This window comes from Allorhizobium sp. Av2 (assembly GCF_021462805.2).
Classification (GTDB): domain Bacteria; phylum Pseudomonadota; class Alphaproteobacteria; order Rhizobiales; family Rhizobiaceae; genus Allorhizobium; species Allorhizobium vitis_G.
In genome coordinates this window covers 801227-820592 of sequence record NZ_CP192696.1, presented here as the reverse complement: position 1 = coordinate 820592, position 19366 = coordinate 801227, and the positions used below count along the sequence as shown (strand labels likewise).

13 protein-coding genes are annotated in these 19366 nt (G+C 58.4%); 7 read left to right on the top strand and 6 right to left on the bottom strand.

The annotated features are described in order from the left end of the window. Positions 1 to 35 precede the first annotated feature (35 nt). The 3 genes from FS819_RS03915 to FS819_RS03905 all read left to right on the top strand — a co-directional run bounded on the left by FS819_RS03915 (position 36) and on the right by FS819_RS03905 (position 1437). Positions 36 to 917, top strand: coding sequence for a uracil-DNA glycosylase (locus FS819_RS03915; RefSeq protein ID WP_156550557.1), 882 nt, complete (start codon positions 36 to 38; stop codon positions 915 to 917). A gap of 197 nt (positions 918 to 1114) precedes the next feature. Beyond that, positions 1115 to 1279, top strand: a complete 165-nt coding sequence (locus FS819_RS03910) for a hypothetical protein (RefSeq protein ID WP_156535192.1) — start codon at positions 1115 to 1117, stop codon at positions 1277 to 1279. Further along, a complete protein-coding gene (locus tag FS819_RS03905; RefSeq protein WP_156550556.1) occupies positions 1276 to 1437 on the top strand; it encodes a hypothetical protein in 162 nt (53 codons plus the stop codon). Before FS819_RS03910 ends, FS819_RS03905 begins: the two co-directional genes overlap by 4 nt. An 81-nt stretch (positions 1438 to 1518) precedes the next feature. Here FS819_RS03905 and FS819_RS03900 read toward each other — a convergent pair whose 3' ends face one another. Continuing rightward, positions 1519 to 2448, bottom strand: a complete 930-nt coding sequence (locus FS819_RS03900) for a hypothetical protein (RefSeq protein WP_156550555.1) — start codon at positions 2446 to 2448, stop codon at positions 1519 to 1521. Positions 2449 to 3086: 638 nt separating this feature from the next. Here FS819_RS03900 and FS819_RS03895 point away from each other — a divergent pair. Further along, on the top strand, positions 3087 to 4319 hold the full coding sequence (locus tag FS819_RS03895; RefSeq protein ID WP_156550554.1) for an MFS transporter: 1233 nt from the start codon (positions 3087 to 3089) through the stop codon (positions 4317 to 4319). Positions 4320 to 4330: 11 nt separating this feature from the next. Here the strand turns inward: FS819_RS03895 and FS819_RS03890 are convergent, their stop codons facing one another. Then, the gene (locus FS819_RS03890; RefSeq protein ID WP_156550553.1) at positions 4331 to 5284 is read right to left on the bottom strand and encodes a DMT family transporter; all 954 of its coding nucleotides are present in this window, start codon (positions 5282 to 5284) and stop codon (positions 4331 to 4333) included. Between the two features lie 423 nt (positions 5285 to 5707). Between FS819_RS03890 and FS819_RS03885 the strand changes: the two genes are divergently transcribed. From FS819_RS03885 to FS819_RS03875, 3 genes are all read left to right on the top strand, one after another. Continuing rightward, on the top strand, positions 5708 to 6820 hold the full coding sequence (locus FS819_RS03885) for a methyl-accepting chemotaxis protein (RefSeq protein WP_156550552.1): 1113 nt from the start codon (positions 5708 to 5710) through the stop codon (positions 6818 to 6820). Positions 6821 to 7143: 323 nt separating this feature from the next. Then, positions 7144 to 9810 (top strand): aminopeptidase N, encoded by a 2667-nt coding sequence (gene pepN, locus FS819_RS03880; RefSeq protein WP_156550551.1) that lies wholly within the window; start codon positions 7144 to 7146, stop codon positions 9808 to 9810. A 286-nt stretch (positions 9811 to 10096) separates the two neighbouring features. Further along, positions 10097 to 12469, top strand: coding sequence for a PAS domain-containing sensor histidine kinase (locus FS819_RS03875; RefSeq protein WP_156550550.1), 2373 nt, complete (start codon positions 10097 to 10099; stop codon positions 12467 to 12469). Here the strand turns inward: FS819_RS03875 and FS819_RS03870 are convergent. The 4 genes from FS819_RS03870 to FS819_RS03855 form a co-directional block, all read right to left on the bottom strand. Next, on the bottom strand, positions 12442 to 15441 hold the full coding sequence (locus FS819_RS03870; protein ID WP_409050142.1) for a bifunctional [glutamine synthetase] adenylyltransferase/[glutamine synthetase]-adenylyl-L-tyrosine phosphorylase: 3000 nt from the start codon (positions 15439 to 15441) through the stop codon (positions 12442 to 12444). The genes FS819_RS03875 and FS819_RS03870 overlap by 28 nt on opposite strands. Positions 15442 to 15511: 70 nt before the next feature. Next, on the bottom strand, positions 15512 to 16918 hold the full coding sequence (locus FS819_RS03865) for a sensor histidine kinase (protein WP_156550548.1): 1407 nt from the start codon (positions 16916 to 16918) through the stop codon (positions 15512 to 15514). Positions 16919 to 16927: 9 nt separating this feature from the next. Beyond that, on the bottom strand, positions 16928 to 17662 hold the full coding sequence (locus tag FS819_RS03860) for a response regulator transcription factor (RefSeq protein WP_085946615.1): 735 nt from the start codon (positions 17660 to 17662) through the stop codon (positions 16928 to 16930). Positions 17663 to 17776: 114 nt separating this feature from the next. Continuing rightward, positions 17777 to 19327 (bottom strand): Do family serine endopeptidase, encoded by a 1551-nt coding sequence (locus tag FS819_RS03855; protein WP_156550547.1) that lies wholly within the window; start codon positions 19325 to 19327, stop codon positions 17777 to 17779. Between the last annotated feature and the right edge of the window lie 39 nt (positions 19328 to 19366).

The following is a 19366-nucleotide window of genomic DNA, read 5'->3' as shown; positions in this document are numbered from 1 at the left end:
TTCCTTTCTGCGAATAGCTTGTCTAAAACATAGCAATGATTGCCGCTCAGGACATGACTGCCGCCGAACTTGCCGCCCTTCTGGCTTTTCACGCCGAAGCCGGGGTGGATTGGCTTGTGGAAGATGCGCCTGTTGACCGGATCGCACAATTTGCAGCAGAACGGCAGGCGCGGACCAGGGCCGCGCCCCAACAAGCCCCAGTTCAAGGCCAGGACCAACGGGCTACGACTGCCCCTGTCGGTTCGCAGAATGGCCCTGCCCTCAACCGCGACGGCCCGGCGCCTCGGCCTGCTGCATCGACACCGCTTGCCATTCCCGATGAAACGGCAATCAACGACGCCCGGTTTGCCGCCGAAAGCGCTCGTTCACTGGCTGAGTTGAAAACGGCTCTGGAAGGATTTTCCAGCTGCAATCTGAAGACCAGTGCCCGCTCCACCATCTTTGCAGAAGGCCCCGCTGAGGCAGGCATCATGGTGATCGGCCCCATTCCGTCAGCCGATGACGATCGCGAAGGTCTGGCCTTTTCCGGCCGGACTGGCGCGCTTCTCGACCGGATGCTTGCCGCCATTGGCCTTCGTCGCGACGCGCTGCTATTGACAACCGCCATTCCCTGGCGCGGCCCTGGTGACCGCATGCCGACCCCGGCTGAAGCCGCCATCTGCCGACCCTTCATAGAGAGACAAATCGCACTGGCTGAACCGAAGGCCGTTCTTCTGCTCGGCAATTTCACCGCCCGGTTCTTCTTCGGTGGAACGGCGACAATCCATTCGATGCGCGGAGAGTGGCGTGACGTGGCCGCAGGCGGTCACGGCGTTGCGGCCATGGCAACCTTTCATCCGCAGGAATTGCTGCAAGCCCCGGCCACCAAGGCTCTAGCCTGGCGAGATCTTCTCGCCTTCCGGCAGCGGTTGGCTTGACACACACCTTGCGAGGATTGCCGGATGTTCGCTTTCTCAACGAACCCATGCGCAAACCGCATGGCAGTCATCATTTTAGAGCCATTGAATTTTCTATATTGCAGTGCAATATATTCATTGTTGCAGGTGTTTGTCGGACATGAATGGTCGGCAATCGCCGCACAGTCTTGGGAGGACCCTTTATAGGAACCAGGACGATGAACCGGAAACGCATTACACGGCCAATCCATAGCAAGTTCGAAACGGTGCGCGGGCAAATCCGTTCGCTTAAGGGACTGCATAGCTATTACCGCATGGGCTATGTCGCCTGCGAACAATTGGCCTCCACGGCCTGGATACGATTGGAAAGAGACATTCGATGACCCACAGTTTCGACGGGACAAAGGCCAGACGCCTCGCAGTCCGCCCGATGCGGGCTTTTCAACAGATCCACGCGGCGGTTAGCGCATCGCGCGATTTCAGTCGCTCCGCCCGCACCGACGGGGATGAAACCGTGTTGCAGGCAGCCATTCCATTCTAAAATGATTCCGATTTAAAACGGGAGGGCGATCTTCATCTGGAATGGATTTTGACTGCAACATCCTTGCTTGCGGCATCAAGTTCAGCACCCTCTGCTTGATGCCGAACGCGCTACCGTGACAGGTTCGCTTTGCGGATGCGCTTGCTGCGTTTCTCCTGCCAGTATCATCTCTTTTTCAAAGACCGCGTCGAGAATAGCCGATTTGCGCGCCAGCCAATCGCGATATTCCTGATAGAAGTCTGCCGCCAGCCAGATATGGCTGGCCCGCCCCGATCCGTTACGGCGAATGCAACCGTGTTGCTCGGCCTTTCTCAAAGCCCTTTGCAGATGGGTTCGTGACATGACGAAGCGTTCTGCCATGGCTGGGATGTCAATTGTCCCCAAATCGTAGAAGTCATCCTCAAGGACTGCATTGGGTGTGAGGGATATAAACCTATCCATCACCAGGGCACCACTTTCCGTCCACAGAAACAGGCCGATACGCTCACCTGGCTCGCGCCATTGCTGATCATCAAGGCACAGGCGCGCAAATTCCGGCTGAACCCGGAAAAGCAATTCTGGACGCTGCCGAAAGTGCTGCAATCGCTCACCACCATCGACATGATCGAGCACGGCGAGATTGACGCCAAGCCATCGCCGCATGGCGTCAATGCTGGCCTCGCTTGCCTCAAAACTGCGCGGACGCTTGGCGCTGGCGGGGTGAAGGCGGATGAAGCGATAGGATAGCAGTTGATCGACATAGGTCAGAACCGTATTGCGGCTGGCAATTTCGGTCTGGCAAATCCAGTCCACCAAGCCGCTGGCCGTCATTCCAGGACCGCTACTGCGTCCCGCCAGGTGATCCGCGTAGAGCGCAAAGGCGGCTTGGGTCATCATCCAGCGCTGGTGCGAAACAAGCGCACGCGCCAATCGTGGCGTCTCATCGAACTGATCGCCGAACTGTGCCGCCATGACAGCTATCGCCTCGGCGAAGCGCCAGGAGGATGAAAGCGTTGCAACAGAAAGCGCCATGGACAATCCCAAGTTCAGCAATACATGAATAAGGAAAGCAGCAAAAGCCTATACCAAGCGAGCCATCGCCACCTACATCATTAATTTTTTATTGATCATAACAACAAAACCCGCCCTATTGCCAATCAATTCTTGTGAGCCCCATCACAATTTCCAGGAATACAAGGCGATGCTTAACATAAAAATGATTGATACGGTCATGCCAATTGAAATAGTGTCATTTTTACAAAACCAACATTATCCAATCTACATCATCCTCATCCAAACGGCGCGTGTCCGTCGTAGAGAAGCGATATTATACCATGTCACAGTCGACTTTGGAGCATCTTTTCAATACAGGGTCCGTTATGGCTCCCTATCGCACGTACCCCAGCGTTCCGAGCAAGGACCTTTCCAGGACGCATAACACGGAAAACCACTGAAAATGGCTCTTCGTATTCCACTTTTGCGTATCTTAAGCCTTCGGTGCGTTTGAGAGATTCAAAATTCATACAAGGCGAGGATGCGTCAGCATCTTCGATGCCTTGTTCTATAAAGCATGCTGTTGCCTGTCATATCTGCGGCATAATCTTCGCCGTAAGTGGGTCCCAGTTAGAGTCGCTTCCCAGTCGCAGCCCCATTCCTGTTCGGATCATGCCATGATTGCCAGTCTCGCCTCCATCGGCGCCCTCATGCTCTCAACCCTGCTGATGATGGCTGGATTCGGGCTGATGAATTACATGCTGCCAATCCGGGCGATTGCCGAAGGCTGGTCGACATTCACCATTTCAATCATCGCTACCGGTTATACATTTGGCTTCACCACATCCTGCGTCGTCACGCCTCGCCTGGTGCAGAAGGTGGGACATGTCCGGGTTTTTTCCGCCCTGATCACTCTCCTGACCATGTCTGTCCTACTCTGCGCCATCGTTGTCGACTGGCGGGCCTGGACCCTGTTCCGGGGTATTGCCGGCTTTGCCATTGCTGGCAGCTACCTGATCATCGAAAGCTGGCTGAATGAGCGCAGCAACAATGAAAACCGTGGCGGATTGTTTTCCGTCTATATGATTTCCTGCCTGGTTGGCTCGATTGGTGGCCAGTATATCGTGCCGCTTGGCGATCCAAGCCAGGTGACACTGTTCGTCGTCTGCGGGTTGATTTTTTCCGCAGCGCTCTTTCCAACCGCCCTGTCCACCGCACAATCGCCCGCGCCGCTCGCCCAGGCGCGGTTCGACCTGAAGAAACTCTATATCCGCTCGCCCATTGCTTTTGTCGGCTCGCTGCTGTCAGGCGCTTTATCGGGAACCTGGAGCAGTCTCGGTGCGGTTTACAGCCAGCGGGTCGGTCTTTCGACGGCGGAAGGCGCTACCTTTCTGGCAGCCGTCCTGGCTGGAGGCGCCATCGCGCAGATGCCGCTCGGGCGACTGTCCGATCGCATGGACCGCCGCCGCGTTATGGTCGGCGCTGGTTTGTTCGGGGTGTTTTGCTGCGCGGTGATGATCGTGCTCGGCGGAATTTCGCCATTGGCGCTCTATATCTGCGGCTTCTTTGTCGGCACCGTGCTTTATCCGGTCTACTCACTCAATGTTGCCCATGCCAATGATATGGCCGATCCCGATGAATATGTGACGATCTCCAGTGCCATCATGATTCTCTACGGCTTCGGCACCGTCACAGGCCCGCTGGTAACAGGCGCAATCATGCAGGGCATCGGCCCCAACGGACTACTGTTCAGCCTCGCTATCAGCTTTCTTCTCTACGCTGGCTATGCCGCCTGGCGGATGCGGCAGCGTAGCGCTGTCCCTGACCAACCTGGAAAAACGGAGTTTCAAGCCTCCTCCATCCCGCTCCAGGGCACGGAAGCCGTCTCCAGCAAGATCACCGATCTCTAACCCAATGCGACTCAGGCGCCAGGAGTGGATGCCTTACGCGCCGCGCGGCGCTCCAACCCCAATTGATGCTCGCGCAGGATGATGAAAATTCCGGCACCCGCCACGATCAGCGTGCCGACCAGGGTGTGAATGCTCGGAAGATCATCGAACAGCAGATAGCCGATCAGCGAGCCAAACAGGATGGAGCTGTATTCGAACGGCGCGATTGTCGAAATATCGGCATGGCGATAGCTTTCCGTCAGTAAAATCTGGGCGAGACCACCGCAGATCCCCGCAAAAGCCAGGAGAGCAAGCTGGCGGACGGAGAGATCGTTCCAGCCGAATGGCAGACTGACAAGCGATATCAGCGCCGCGATGATCGAGAAATACAATACGATCGTGGCGGTTTTTTCTTCACGAACGAGTTGGCGGACCTGCAACATCGCCGCTGCTCCAAGCGCGGCGGAGGCGAGAACTGCAAGCGTCCCCAAGCCAGCCTCGGAACCATAAAATCCGTCCTGCAACAGGGTCAGCTTCGGCCAGGAAATAATCACCACACCGACCAGGCCGATGGCAACGGCCGACCAGCGATAGAGTCTGACGGTCTCACCCAGGAAAACCGCAGCAAACACCACGGCAATCAACGGCATGGCATAACCGATAGCAATTGCATCCGGCATCGGCAGATGCACGAGGCCGTAAAAGCCACAGGCCATGGCGGCGATACCGATCAGCCCACGTTTGACATGCCCAAACACATTGGCCGTCTTCAACCCGGTCCTGATCTGCCCCAGATAGGCAAGATAGGCCAGAATGGGAATGAGCGCGAAGGCTGAGCGATAGAAGGTGATCTGCCCCGCCGGCACGTCATCGCCTGCCAGTTTGATCGCTGTCTGCATGGCAACGAAGACCGTAACAGAGGCGACCTTGAACACAATGCCCCTGATCGGGCCTCTGATCGGACCCGCCGATACTTCACTGTTCATGACGCTGGACTCACAAGGCCGGCTGATATGCGGGCCATGACATCAAGGGGACGAGCGGCCATGGGTTTCAGCCAGCACGTCGGATAACCCGACCATTGCCGATTCGGACCGACCGCGCAAGAACAAGGTCAGCATTCACGAACACTCCCGTGTCGCAAACATGCGATGCGCAATGGGGTGGACAACCACAAATACTGTCGCAACCCTAAATAAATAATTACAAAATTACTATATTTAAATCATACACTTATCCACAAAACTCAAAAATCCTCGAGCTATCCTCGATAAATAAATCGCACCCAAAAACAATAGATTTGAATTTATACTTACTTAACCAAGTGATGCGTTAATTTACTGCAAAGCAATATATTATTTTTCTTTCCACTTTGGGTCATCGCGGCCCTGGCTTCAGGATTTATCGCCATGTCGAATTCCCCAGCACCGCTCCGCCAGAACCGGGTCGTGACTGCAACGCCTCGCTCCATGCGGTTGATTACGGAAAGCATTGGCGGCGATCTCGAAAAATTCAGCATGAACAATACATTGGTGGTCAAGCAAATCCGCCTGCTGGCCATCAATGCCCTGATTGAAGCCGCGCGCGCCGGTGATACGGGCAAAGGCTTCGCGGTCGTGGCCAATGAAGTCCAGCGCCTGGCTCAAAGCGCGGCCGACATCGCCAAACAGTTCGAGGACAATGTCCTGAGCCGTATAAAGCTTGGCCGGGCCATGGCCGATGGTCTGGTTCAGGAAATGGAAGGCGTGCGGCTGACCGATCTCTGCCTGACCCTGGTGCAGTTCATCGTCCGCAATCTGTTCGAACGCACCGCCGATGTCCGATGGTGGGCAACGGACACTGCCCTGTGGTCGGCGCTACAAAATCCAACCACCGAAAGCTTCAACCATGCCTCGGAGCGACTGGGGGTCATCAATCGGTTCTATACGGTCTATCTCGATCTGGTGATGACGGATGCCAGTGGCCGTGTCGTCGCCTCTGCCAATCCGCGCTACCGAAACAATCTTCAGAACAAAAGTTTTGCTCAGGAAACATGGGTCAAGGCCGCCGGTCAAACGACAAGCGGCGACGACTATATCGTTGACGAAGTCAAAAAAAGCCCTCTGCATGACAACCGCGACACATTGGTCTATGCTACCGGAATTCGGGCGGGAGGCCGTTCGGACGGCGAACTACTGGGAATGCTTGGCGTCTATTTCGACTGGCAGGCCCAGGGCCAGGCCATTGTCGAAAAAGAAGCCAATCTGCCGCCGCATCTCGTTGACAAGACCCAGGTCATGCTGCTCGATGGCTCAATGCGGGTGATTGCAAGCTCTCATCCAAGCCGGATCTACACTCATTTCCCGCTGCACAATAGCCAAGCAAACCAGAAAGGCAGTTACTATGATGACAGCGGAAACATCATCGCCTTTGCCAAAACGCTTGGTTACGAAGACTATGACGGTCTTGGTTGGTATGGCGTGATTATTCAACAGACCGAGGCGGATCAAGACATTCGCGCAAAGCTTGATATTGGTCTGTGACCCAGGTCAATATCCCAGTGGTTCCCGCCGAGGCCTGTCGGCACACCAAAACCAGACCTCGGGTCAAAATATTTCTGGAGCATTTCCAACAAAAGTGCAAAGCGAATTTTGCAATCTGAAACCTTTGAAAACAATAGGATAACTCATTTCCGCGTTTTCATGGGACAAGAAAATGATCTGACTTCATCAAGAATAAACAATAATAGATCGGATTTTAGCAATCGTTCAGAAATTGATGTCATCATGCCCATGAATTGCGCTGGCCCGTTCCATCGAAACGCTCGCGTGTAGTCGATTTGCAATAGGACGATCAGGATATATTGATGCGTACAGAAACGGGCCAGGTTGTCAGCCTGGCGGATTATCGCCCGACCGAGTTTGTCCTGGAGCGAGTGGACCTGACTTTCGAGCTTGATCCAACAGACACAAAGGTCGAGGCCCGACTGATCTTTCATCGTCGTGAAGGTGCCGATGTCGCCGCACCGCTGGTGCTGGACGGCGATGATCTGGTTCTCTCTAGCGTGCTGTTCGACCAGATCGAGCTGGAGCCGGAGCGTTACAGCGCCACTGCGCGCTCATTGACGATCCGCGACCTTCCAGCTGCCGAACCCTTTGAGATTACCATTACCACGCTGATCAATCCTGAGGCCAATACCCAGTTGATGGGGCTTTACCGCTCGAACGGCATCTATTGCACCCAGTGCGAGGCCGAGGGCTTCCGCCGCATCACCTATTTCCCGGACCGTCCGGATGTGCTGTCGGTCTATACCGTCAATATCATCGCTGACAAGCAAGCCAATCCGCTACTGTTGTCGAACGGCAATTTCCTGGGTGGTGCGGGCTATGGCGAGGGCAAGCATTTCGCCGCCTGGTTCGATCCCCATCCCAAGCCCAGCTACCTGTTTGCACTGGTGGCAGGCGATCTCGGCCTGATCGAGGACACGTTCACCACGGTGTCGGGCCGCGAGGTCGCGTTGAAAATCTATGTGGAGCACGGCAAGGAACCCCGCGCCGCCTATGCGATGGATGCGCTGAAGCGCTCGATGAAATGGGATGAGGATGTGTTCGGGCGCGAATACGATCTGGATATTTTCATGATCGTCGCCGTGTCGGATTTCAATATGGGGGCCATGGAAAACAAGGGCCTGAATGTCTTCAACGACAAATATGTGCTGGCCGACCCGCAAACCGCCACCGATGCCGACTATGCCAATATCGAAGCGATCATTGCCCACGAATATTTCCATAACTGGACCGGCAACCGCATCACCTGCCGCGACTGGTTCCAGCTCTGCCTGAAGGAAGGGCTGACGGTCTATCGCGATCACCAGTTTTCCGCCGATCAGCGCTCACGCGCCGTCAAGCGCATCGCCGAAGTCCGGCATTTGCGCGCCGAACAGTTCGTTGAGGATTCTGGCCCGCTCGCGCATCCGGTGCGCCCGAATACCTACAAGGAAATCAATAACTTCTACACGACCACCGTCTATGAAAAAGGCTCCGAAGTCACAGGAATGATCGCCACGATCCTCGGGCCGGACCTATTCAAGGCTGGCATGGATCTCTATTTCGAGCGCCATGACGGCGATGCGGCAACCGTCGAGGATTTCGTTGCCTGCTTCGCGCAAGTCTCCGGGCGCGATCTTAGCCAATTCTCTCTCTGGTATAACCAGGCCGGTACGCCGAATGTGACGGTGTCCTGCGACTACGACACCGGCGCGAGCCTGTTTACCATCGAGCTGGAACAGGTGATCCCGCCGACACCCGGCCAGCCCAACAAGCAGCCGATGCATATTCCGCTGCGCTTTGGGCTTCTGGCAGCAGATGGCACGCCGCTTAACGCAGCAACCGTGGACGGCGGCGAAATCAGCGGCGACGTGCTGCATCTGACCGAACGCCGGCAGGTATTCCAATTTTCAGGCGTGAAGGAACGTCCAGTCCTGTCACTCAACCGGAGCTTTTCGGCACCCGTCATCCTGCATTTCAGCCAGGCAAGTGCGGATCTGGCGCTGATCGCACGCCACGATAGCGACCTGTTCTCCCGCTGGCAGGCCCTGACCGACCTCGCTTTGCCGGTTCTGTGCGACAGCGCGCGCCAGTTCTCCACCAAGAGCGGCACGGCCAAAAGCGCTTCTGACAAGGCAAGCGCTGCCCTGAAGGGAAGCCTGCTTGCCATCATCGCCGACGATGCGCTTGAGCCGGCCTTCCGCGCCCAGGTGCTGGCGCTGCCGAGCGAAGCCGATATCGCCCGCGAATTGGGCAGCGACATCGACCCGGACGCCATCCATCAGGCACGCCAGGCGGTGCTGGCTGATATCGCCACTGAGGGCGCGGATCTGTTTGCCCGCCTCTACGATAACATGGCGACTGAGACCCCCTACAGTCCGGATGCTACTGCCGCAGGCAAAAGAGCGCTGAAAAATGCAGCACTCGGCTATCTCGTGCAGGCCAAAGGCGATCCGGCCAAGGCCGCCGAGGCCTATGACAAAGCCGATAATATGACCGACCTGTCGCATGCGCTCGGCGTTCTCGCCTATCACTTCGGTGCTACGGAAGAGGCGCAGGCAGCGCTGGCCAATTTCCAGACACGGTTTGCCCAGAATGCATTGGTTCTGGACAAGTGGTTTTCCATTCAGGCCACCATCCCGGGACACGGTGCGCTGGAACGGATTGAAGCGCTCATGCAAAATTCGCTGTTCAACGCCAGCAATCCCAACCGCGTTCGTGCGCTGATCGGCAGCTTTGCCTTTTCCAATCCGACCGGCTTCCACCGCGCCGATGGCAAGGCCTATGATTTTCTTGCCTCGGAAATTCTGACCATCGACAAGCGCAATCCGCAGCTTGCAGCCCGACTGCTGACCTCGATGCGCACCTGGCAAAAGCTTGAACCGATCCGCGCGGCCAAGGCCAAGGCGGCCCTTGCCGTTATCGAAGGCTCAAACGGGCTTTCCAACGATGTCCGCGACATCGTCGAGCGGATGCTGAAGGGCTGAGCGCCTACGGTTTATGATCTTCCAAAAGGGGTGGCCGCACATGCGTCCGCCCCTTTTTTTGTGCGCAAGCCTGGAGTGCATGCTCATGCAATGGCGACGCAGGGATGATTCGACGGCTGATAGGTGCGGCTGCAACAGTCACGCGATCATGAAAAGCTGATTCTTCGCAAGAGGTTAACAAGCGGTTAGTTTTTTCGACTGGACAGGAAGAATCCCTGATGATTCATTAGGTTAGATTTGGAGCGAGCGGCGCGCCGAATCAGGACGAGGGATCAAGGCAGGGACAATGGAAAACGTGCAGCGGGCGACCGCAGCCGATGATCGGTTGCGACCGGAATTTCCCGGATATCTGTCATTTCTGGATGCGGTCAAGAACCACGGAGGCGTTGCTTACGTCGTCCGAAACCTTTCGATTTCCAATACTGACGCGGCCCTTCGCCAAGTCATTCCTATTCTGGTGGTTGCTTTTCTGATCGTCATCGCCATGGCGCGCGGCATGGGGCTTGTCTCGGAATATGCGCGAATGGAAAGCGCCATCCGTCATTCCACCGCGATGATGGCCTCTGCGGCGGCGGCGGCCTTATCTTCCGGCCCCGAGCTTCCGGCAGAACTTGGCCGGGACAAGGCCGAGGCGCTGATCAAGCGCTTTCTGCCGCCCAATCTTCTCGATGACGAAAGCTTTGTTCTCTTGCTCGATCCCGAAGGCCGGGTAGTCGCCAGTTCCGGCAATGGCAGCAGTTTTGTCGGCATGCAAATCATGGCGCTGTTTCCGCAAGTCGCGGTGCTCCGCAATTTCGGAGACCAGACGGGCGCGGTAGAAACCGACATCAACGGCTTTCGCCATATCGCCGTGCTGACACCAACCGGCACGGACGGCGCGCTTGTGCTGGCGGCCCATTCGCTGAAATCCGCCGCCGACTACTGGCGGGCGGAACTCGCTCTCAACGTCACGCTGTTTTCGGCCATCTCGCTGATCCTGATGGGCATTCTCTATGCCTATTTCGCCCAGGCAAAACGGGCGCGGGAGACCTCTGACGTGTTCGTCGATTCCAACCGCCGGGTCGAAACTGCCCTGTCGCGCGGTCGCTGCGGATTGTGGGATTTCGATCTCGCCAGCCGAAAACTGGTCTGGTCGCGCTCGATGTTCGACATTCTCGGCCTGCCGCCGTCCAGCGAACCGCTTGGCTTTGCCGACGCCGCCCGGCTGATGCATCCTGATGACGGCAATCTTTATGCGCTGGCCCGCACCATTGGCCGAGATGGCGACCGCCATATCGACCAGGTGTTTCGCATGCGTCACGCCAATGGCCATTATGTCTGGCTGCGCGCCCGCGCCCAGGTGATCCGCACCAGTTCCGGCAGCCCGCATGTGATCGGTATCGCCATGGACGTGACGGAGCAGCACCGGCTGGCACAGCGCTACGCCGAGGCCGACCAGCGGCTGGCCGATGCCATCGAATGTACCTCGGAAGCCTTCGTGCTTTGGGATAAGAACGACCGGTTGGTGATGTGCAACGCCCATTTTCAGCATGTCTACGGCCTGCCCGACAGCGTGCTGGTGCCCGGCGTCGAGCGCGCTGTGGTGGATGCCGCCGCTGCCCGGCCCATCATTCAACGGCGTATTGCCGATCCGTCCGCCAAGGGAAGCTCGCGGACTACCGAGCTGCAACTGGCCGACGAGCGCTGGCTACAAATCAACGAGCGGCGCACCCGCGATGGTGGCCTGGTCTCTGTTGGTACCGATATTACCCTGCTGAAGCGTCATCAGGAGCGGCTGCGCGAGCAGGAGCGCCGGCTGATGGCCACCATTGGCGACCTGTCTTCGTCGCAGAAAAAGCTGGAACGGCAAAAGGCGGAACTGTCGGAAGCCAACGAGAAATATCTGGCCGAAAAGCAGCGCGCCGAAGCCGCCAACAAGGCCAAGTCGGAGTTCCTCGCCAATATGTCGCATGAGTTGCGCACGCCGCTCAACGCCATCCTCGGCTTTTCCGAAATCCTCTCCACCGGCATGTTCGGGCCGATCGGCTCGCCGAAATACGGCGAATATGCTCGCGATATCCACGATAGCGGCAAGCATCTCCTCAACGTCATCAACGACATTCTCGACATGTCGAAGATCGAGGCGGGCCATATGCTGCTGAAATGCGAAAACGTTGATTTCGCCTCGCTGATCGACGAAACCCTGCGACTGACGACGATTTCCGCCAAGGACAAGAATATCGCCATTGAGCAACGCATCGTTTCGGGCCTCGCCATGACTGCAGACCGGCGCGCCCTGAAGCAGATCCTGCTCAACATCCTGTCAAATGCGGTTAAATTCACCAATGAGGGCGGACGTATCGCGGTGCGCGCCCACAAGATCGACGGCGCGGTGCGGCTGCTGGTCTCTGATACCGGCATCGGCATTCCCAAACAGGCCATCAGCAAGATCGGCCAGCCCTTCGAACAGGTGCAGAGCCAATATGCCAAGAGCAAGGGCGGATCGGGCCTGGGCCTGGCGATTTCCCGCTCGCTGATCATGCTGCATGGCGGCAGCCTGCGGATTCGCTCACGCGAGGGCAAAGGGACCGTCGTTTCGATCACCGTGCCGGATAGACCGTCACAACTTCCCCCCTGCCGCAAATCCGCCGCTCAGGGCCGGGTGCTGACAACTGCCTGAAAAATCCGCCGAACCGCCTTGGACAGGCGCTTCAACTCGGCCTCCAGCACTTTCAGGTCCGGGCAGTCGGCAACCCGCAGGACGACATCGATCAGGCCCGCCGGTGCATCCTGCGGCCTGAATCCTCCCTCGACACAGGCCCTGATTACCTGCGACAGTTCCGTGTAGAGCGTGAGGGCCGCAAGGCAGAGATCGAGATCACCGGCATCCATCGCCCGCGCACCACCCTGCTTCAAACGCTGGGCGGTGGTGATATCCGTCTGCGAAAATCCCGACCCGGCCTGCGTCTTCAATCCATGATCCGGTTCTATCAGGGCCAGATATTGGGCGAGAAATTCCAGGTCGACCAATCCGCCGGGTATCAGTTTCAAGTCCCATCCGTCCTTCGGCGGCTTTTCGGTGTCGATCAGGTTGCGCATCTCACTGACATCGGCAGCGATCGCGGCGCGGTCGCGGGTCTGCGCCAGGATATCGGCAATGATGGTTTGCGCCTCGGCGACCAGCGGGCCATCGCCGGTGATCAGCCGGGCGCGGGTCAGCGCCATATGCTCCCAGGTCCAGGCCTCCTCGCGCTGATAGCGCTCGAAGGCTCTCAACCGGGTTGCCACCGGCCCCTTGTTGCCGGAAGGACGAAGCCGCATGTCCACCTCATAGAGCACGCCCTCGGCGGTCGGTGCGGACAAGGCGGCGATCAACCGCTGTGTCAGGCGGGTGTAATAACGCACGGCATCGAGCGGTTTTGCTCCATCGCTCTCCCCGTTTTCATCATCATACTCATAAAGCACGATCAGATCGACGTCGGAACCTGCCGTCAGCTCCCGCGAGCCAAGCTTGCCCATGCCGACCAGCGCCAGTTGCCCGCCAGAGATCCGGCCATGCACCCGTTCCACTTCACGGCGCACGGCGTGAAAGGCCTGCTCGATCACCAGATCGGCGAGATCGGTAAAGGCATGACCTGCCACCGTTCCGGAAATTGCCCCGGTCATCAGGCGAATGCCGATCAGGAAACGCTGCTCGGCGGCAAAGATCCGCAGGCGGTCCAGCAATTCCTCGTAATTCGACACACCGCCAATAAAAGCATCGAGGCGCATGGCAAGGTAATCGCGCGTCGGCAGATCGGCCATCAGACCGGGGTCGAGCATACCGTCGAAAACATGCGGCCGACTGGCAATGGTGGCAGCAAGCCGGGGCGCGGCAGCCATGATGGTAACGATCAATTCCAGCAGTGCCGGGTTGTTGCCAAGCAGCGAAAACAACTGGATACCGGCGGGAAGGCCCGACATAAACGCATCAAACCGCAACAACGCCTCATCGGCGCGACGGCTTTCGCCAAATGCCTTGAGGAGACGCGGAGTCAGTTCCGTCAACCGTTCGCGGGCCTCCACCGATTGCGTGGCGCGGTAGCGTCCGTAATGCCAGGTGCGGATCACCCTGGAAATGTCTTCAGGCCGTTGAAATCCAAGCTTTTCCAGCGTTTTCAACGTATCGGGATCGTCCTTTTGACCGGTAAATACCAGATTGCCGCCAACAGACAGATCGTCTTCCTGTTCAAACAATTGACCGTAACGCCGCTCCACCAGCCGCAGCCGCTTTTCCAGGGCCTGCGAAAAGCCTGCCGGGGTATCGAAGCCGCACATCAGCGCAATCCGCTTCAACTCAGTCTCGGTGGTCGGCAGCGTATGGCTCTGCTCGTCATGCACCATCTGGATGCGGTGCTCGATATCCCGCAGGAACCAATAGGCCTCCGTCAGTTCATCGCGGGTGGTCGCATCGATCCAGCGGGCCTGTTCCAACGCCGCCAGTGCTGCCTCGGTGCCGCGCACCCGCAGATCCGGCATCCGTCCACCGGCGATCAATTGCTGGGTCTGGGCGAAGAACTCGATCTCGCGAATCCCGCCGCGCCCGAGCTTGACGTTATGGCCCTTGACCGCAATCGCTCCATGGCCTCGATGGCTATGGATCTGCCGCTTGATCGAGTGAATATCGGCAATCGCCGCATAATCGAGGTATTTTCGAAACACGAAAGGTGCCAATTCCTTAAGAAAGGCCTGACCTGCGCTAAGATCCCCCGCCAGCGCCCGAGCCTTGATAAAGGCGGCGCGCTCCCAGTTCTGCCCACGTCCCTCATAATAGATCAGTGCCGCCTCGACCGGCATGGCGAGGGGCGTGGCCCCCGGATCGGGCCTGAGCCTCAAATCGGTACGGAAGACATAGCCATCCCCCGTGCGCTCCTGAAGGATGCGGATCAACCGGCGCATCATCCGGCCATAGGTTTCAGTTGCTTCCTCGGGCGCGACCAGGATCGCCGCATCCGGCTCAAAAAACACCACGAGATCGATGTCCGACGAATAGTTCAGCTCAAACGCGCCAAGCTTGCCCATGCCCAGCACGATCAGGCCGCTGTGTTTCGATGGCGCATCGCGATCGGCAAGCCGAAACTTGCCCGCCTCATGACCCGCCAGCAAAAGATGGTCGATGGCGCAGGCGATTGCCGCATCCGCCATCCGCGACAGCCATAGCGTCGTCTGGCGGGGATGAAACAATCGGCCCAGATCGGCCAGCGCCAGCAGGAAGGACAGGCCCCGCTTGGCCTGGCGCAACCTGCTCATCACCATGGCCTCGGTCGGCGGCGTTTCTCCCTGGTCCGGTCGCCAGGCATGGCGCGCATGCTCCACCAGCATGTGCAGGCTGTCTTGCAGAGGGGCTTGAAGCGCGCATACCAGCAGATCGGGGCGCAAGGCCGCCGTCTCACGCAAATAGGGTGACAGCGTCAGGGCGGCGATGATGAAAGCTCTGAGTGGCGTCTCCTCCAAAAGCAAGGCCGCGATCTCAGGCGCATCCCGGCCAAGCTCCTTCAGCACGGCAAGGACAGCCTTGGTCTCCACCTTGTTCAGCGGTTTGACGACATCTTCGGCGACATCGCGCAGAAAGACGGTTTCCGGCGAAACGGGCTGGTCCTTGGGCATGCACATCCTCCATCCCGCCTGTTTCGGTCTGCCTTTTACAAGGCGGCCTTTTTGGCCATTGCGGGTTGAGAGAAGTTTATGCGGTTACACGCGGAAAGACCATGGTGGCCGTCAACCCGGGACACTCGGAATTAGCGGTATCGGTATCGCTCAGCTCCAGCCTGCCGCCATGCAATGCCATCACCGCCTCGACCAGCGACAGGCCAAGACCAGTGCCGGGTTTGCTGCGGCTTTCATCCAGCCGCACGAAACGCTTAACGACATCTTCCCGGCGCTCCGCTGCGATGCCAGGGCCATGATCGCAGACGCTGAGACGCGCCTCGCCGTTCGCTGCCTTTGCCAGTTTCACGCGGATTTCGCTGCCGCCTTCACCCGCATATTTGATGGCATTGTCGAGCAGATTAAAAATCGCCTGGCCGATCAGTTCGCGATTGCCCCGCACGCTAATGCCGGGGGCAATATCGCTTGCCAGCATATAGCCCGCCTCCTCGGCCACCGGCTCGTATAGCTCGGCGGTATCAGCAGCAATGGTGGAGGCATCGAGATCGGAAAGCTCGGCGGCAATCGATCCCGCTTCGACGCGGGAAATCATCAACAGCGCGTTGAACGTGCGGATCAACTGATCCGATTCGCCGATAATCCCTTCCAGCGCCTGACGCCGCAGTTGGTCATCATCCTCGGCCAGCGCATCGGCGGCCTTGTTGCGCAGCCGGGTCAGCGGCGTCTTCAGGTCATGGGCGATGTTGTCGGAAACCTGGCGAAGGCCCTCATTGAGCTTTTCGATCCGCTCCAGCATATCATTCAGCGAGCGCGACAGCCGGTCGAATTCATCGCCGGAACCGGAGACCGGCAGACGCTGGCCAAGATCGCCCGCCATGATCTTCTTGCTGGCGGCAGACACCCGATCGATGCGCTTCAAGGCGTTGCGGCCAATGGCAAACCAGATCACCAAAGCCCCCGCCCCCATGATCGCGAGCGCCACCATCAGCGCCTTGCGCACCAGAATGCGGAATTTGGTGGGTTCGCCCAGATCCCGCCCGACCAGAATGCGCAACCCATTGTCCAGCGCCAGCACATTGGCTATCGCCAGATGCGGACGGGCAGGCCCTGTTTCGGCATAGCGGTTATAAGCGAAGGGAAAATTCGTCCAGCCCTCGCGGTCCAGCACGCCCGGCTCGACGGAGCTGACATTGCCCGCCAGAAATTCGCCGTTTGGCCCGGCAATGACATAGAGATTGGCACCGGGCTGGCGCATGCGCCGTTCCATCAACCGCAGCAGATTTTCGACGCCGCCCTTTTCATAAGCGCGCTCAATTTCCGTCACTTCCTGTTGCAGACTATCGCGGGTCTGCTGATTGAGCAGACGTTCCGAAAGCGCCGTGACGTAGATCACCAGAAAAGCGGCGCAAAGCGCAAACAGAATGATGTAAAGCGCCGAAAGCCTGACGGCGGTAGACTTGAACAGAAATCCGGCACGCGACATTGGGGCTCGTCAGCTTTCGTCTTTGATCATATAGCCGGCACCGCGCACCGTCTTCAGCAGCGGCCGGTCGAAATCCTTTTCGATCTTGGAGCGCAGCCGCGACACATGCACGTCGATGACATTGGTCTGCGGATCGAAATGATAGTCCCAGACATGTTCCAACAGCATGGTGCGGGTCACCACCTGCCCGGCATTCTTCATCAGATATTCCAGCAGGCGGAATTCGCGGGGCTGGAGCAGGATTTCCTTGCCCGCCCGGCGCACTTCGTGGGAAAGGCGGTCAAGCTCGAGATCGCCGACCCGGTAAATCATGTCCTGTTCCGGCGTACCCTTGCGTCGCCCCAGGACTTCGACCCGGGCCAGAAGCTCGGAAAAGGCATAGGGCTTGGGCAGATAATCGTCGCCACCGGCGCGAAGGCCGGTCACCCGGTCATCGACCTGGCCAAGCGCCGACAGGATCAGCACCGGCGTATTGATGCTGCGCTTACGCAATTCAGAAATCACCGACAAGCCATCGCGGCGCGGCAGCATCCGGTCGATAATCATCACATCATAGGTATTTTCGCAGCCCATGAACAGGCCTGCCTCGCCATCGCTGGCGTGGTCGGCCATGATCCCAGCCTCACGGAAGGCCTTGGTCATGTAAGCGGCGGCTTCAAGATCGTCTTCGATCACAAGTATTTTCATGCGCGCGACATTAGTGCCCGCATTGCCCGATGCACAGCCTGTTTTACCGGTTTCCATGCTTTGTCCCGTCCCGAATGCCATGATCTGCGCCTCTTCGTTCACGAAAACACATCTTCTGCCGGAAGATTGACGGCGACTGGAAAAGTCCAGCCGCCGCCAATAGCCTGATCATCAGCCCTGGTTGATCGGCAGGGCGATGAAGCGGCTGCCATTGTCGGTTTCCACCTGGAAGAGCGCCTTGGTGCGGCCATCCTTCTTAGCCTGTTCAAGGATCTTCTTGACATCGGCGGCGCTGGAGACCTGCTGGTTATTGACCGAGGTGATCTTCTGGCCAGTCTTCAGCCCCTTGTCGGCAGCCTCAGAATCAGGGTCGACATTGGTGATCGTCAGGCCCTTGCCGTCATCGGCACGCTGGACAGTGACCCCGAGATTGGCAAGCGCCTGCTCGGTGGCCGGTGCGTTCTGCTCGGGCGCGCCCTGGTCCTCATCACCGCTGGCCGCATCCTTTTCAGCAGGCAGGGTGCCGAGATCAACCTTGACGGCAGTCGGCTTGCCATTGCGCCAGATCGAAATATCGACCTTGGTATTGGGCGGGAAGGCCGCAATGCGCTTGGCCAGGTCACGCGGGTCCTTGACCGGATCGCCGTTCACCGCGGTAATCACGTCGCCCTGCTTGATACCGGCCTTTTCACCGGGCGAATCGGCCTGCGGCTCAGCCACCAGCGCACCCTTGGCATCGGCCAGACCGAGCGATTCGGCTATATCCTTGGTGACGGGCTGGATCTGAACGCCAAGCCAGCCGCGCTGCACCGAGCCATGCTTGATCAATTCAGCAACCACATCCTTGGCGGTGGCCGCCGGAATAGCGAAGGCGATGCCAACGCTGCCGCCCGATGGCGAGAAGATCGCCGTATTGATGCCGACCACCTTGCCGCTGAGGTTGAAGTCTGGCCCACCCGAATTACCCCGGTTTACCGGTGCGTCGATCTGGATGTAATCGTCGTAGGGGCCGGAGCCGATATCGCGGCCAAAGGCCGAAACGATACCCGAGGTCACGGTTCCACCGAGGCCGAAAGGATTGCCGACGGCCACGACCCAGTCACCAACGCGGATCTTCTCGTCCTGCGCCCATTCGACATAGGTGAATTTCTTGGTCGGCTGATCGACCTTCAAAACGGCGAGATCGGTGCGCGGGTCCTTACCGACTAGCTTGGCATCATATTCGGTGCCGTCATTCATCACCACCGTATAGGCCTGGCCATCGGAAACCACGTGATTGTTGGTCACGACATAGCCGTCCTCGGAGATGAAGAAGCCCGAGCCCTGGGCAATCGGACGCAGTTTGCCATGACGCTCGGCATGCGGGCCGCCCTTGGGGCCTCCTGGACCACCCGGACCGCCGGGGCCTGGCATGCCCCATTCCTTGAAGAAGCGCTTCAGCGGATCGGGAAGCTGGTCGAAGTCACGGCCATTGAAGGAGAAATTGCTGCCGTCCTCGGAAGCCTGCTGCACATCCGATTTGACGCGGATGGAGACGACGGCGGGCGAAACGGCACTGACCAGATCGGCAAAGCTTGGCACCTGCGGCGCCTGCACCTCGACGGGCGCAGCCAGCGCAGGCGTTACCGTCACGGCACCCGCCAGCATCAGGGCCGCCAGCCCTGCCGCGGTACCGGCCCGCAGCCTGGAGGTAACGGAGCGATTATGGAAGGATTTCGACATGGATCTCTACCTTATCTGTTCTGTTGGCATCGTATCTTG

Coding starts and splice junctions, on each gene's coding strand:
- FS819_RS03915 (WP_156550557.1), top strand. CDS start 36: ATGATTGCCGCTCAGGACATGACTGCCGCCGAACTTGCCGCCCTTCTG.
- FS819_RS03910 (WP_156535192.1), top strand. CDS start 1,115: ATGAACCGGAAACGCATTACACGGCCAATCCATAGCAAGTTCGAAACG.
- FS819_RS03905 (WP_156550556.1), top strand. CDS start 1,276: ATGACCCACAGTTTCGACGGGACAAAGGCCAGACGCCTCGCAGTCCGC.
- FS819_RS03900 (WP_156550555.1), bottom strand. CDS start 2,448: ATGGCGCTTTCTGTTGCAACGCTTTCATCCTCCTGGCGCTTCGCCGAG.
- FS819_RS03895 (WP_156550554.1), top strand. CDS start 3,087: ATGATTGCCAGTCTCGCCTCCATCGGCGCCCTCATGCTCTCAACCCTG.
- FS819_RS03890 (WP_156550553.1), bottom strand. CDS start 5,284: ATGAACAGTGAAGTATCGGCGGGTCCGATCAGAGGCCCGATCAGGGGC.
- FS819_RS03885 (WP_156550552.1), top strand. CDS start 5,708: ATGTCGAATTCCCCAGCACCGCTCCGCCAGAACCGGGTCGTGACTGCA.
- pepN (WP_156550551.1), top strand. CDS start 7,144: ATGCGTACAGAAACGGGCCAGGTTGTCAGCCTGGCGGATTATCGCCCG.
- FS819_RS03875 (WP_156550550.1), top strand. CDS start 10,097: ATGGAAAACGTGCAGCGGGCGACCGCAGCCGATGATCGGTTGCGACCG.
- FS819_RS03870 (WP_409050142.1), bottom strand. CDS start 15,441: ATGTGCATGCCCAAGGACCAGCCCGTTTCGCCGGAAACCGTCTTTCTG.
- FS819_RS03865 (WP_156550548.1), bottom strand. CDS start 16,918: ATGTCGCGTGCCGGATTTCTGTTCAAGTCTACCGCCGTCAGGCTTTCG.
- FS819_RS03860 (WP_085946615.1), bottom strand. CDS start 17,662: ATGGAAACCGGTAAAACAGGCTGTGCATCGGGCAATGCGGGCACTAAT.
- FS819_RS03855 (WP_156550547.1), bottom strand. CDS start 19,327: ATGTCGAAATCCTTCCATAATCGCTCCGTTACCTCCAGGCTGCGGGCC.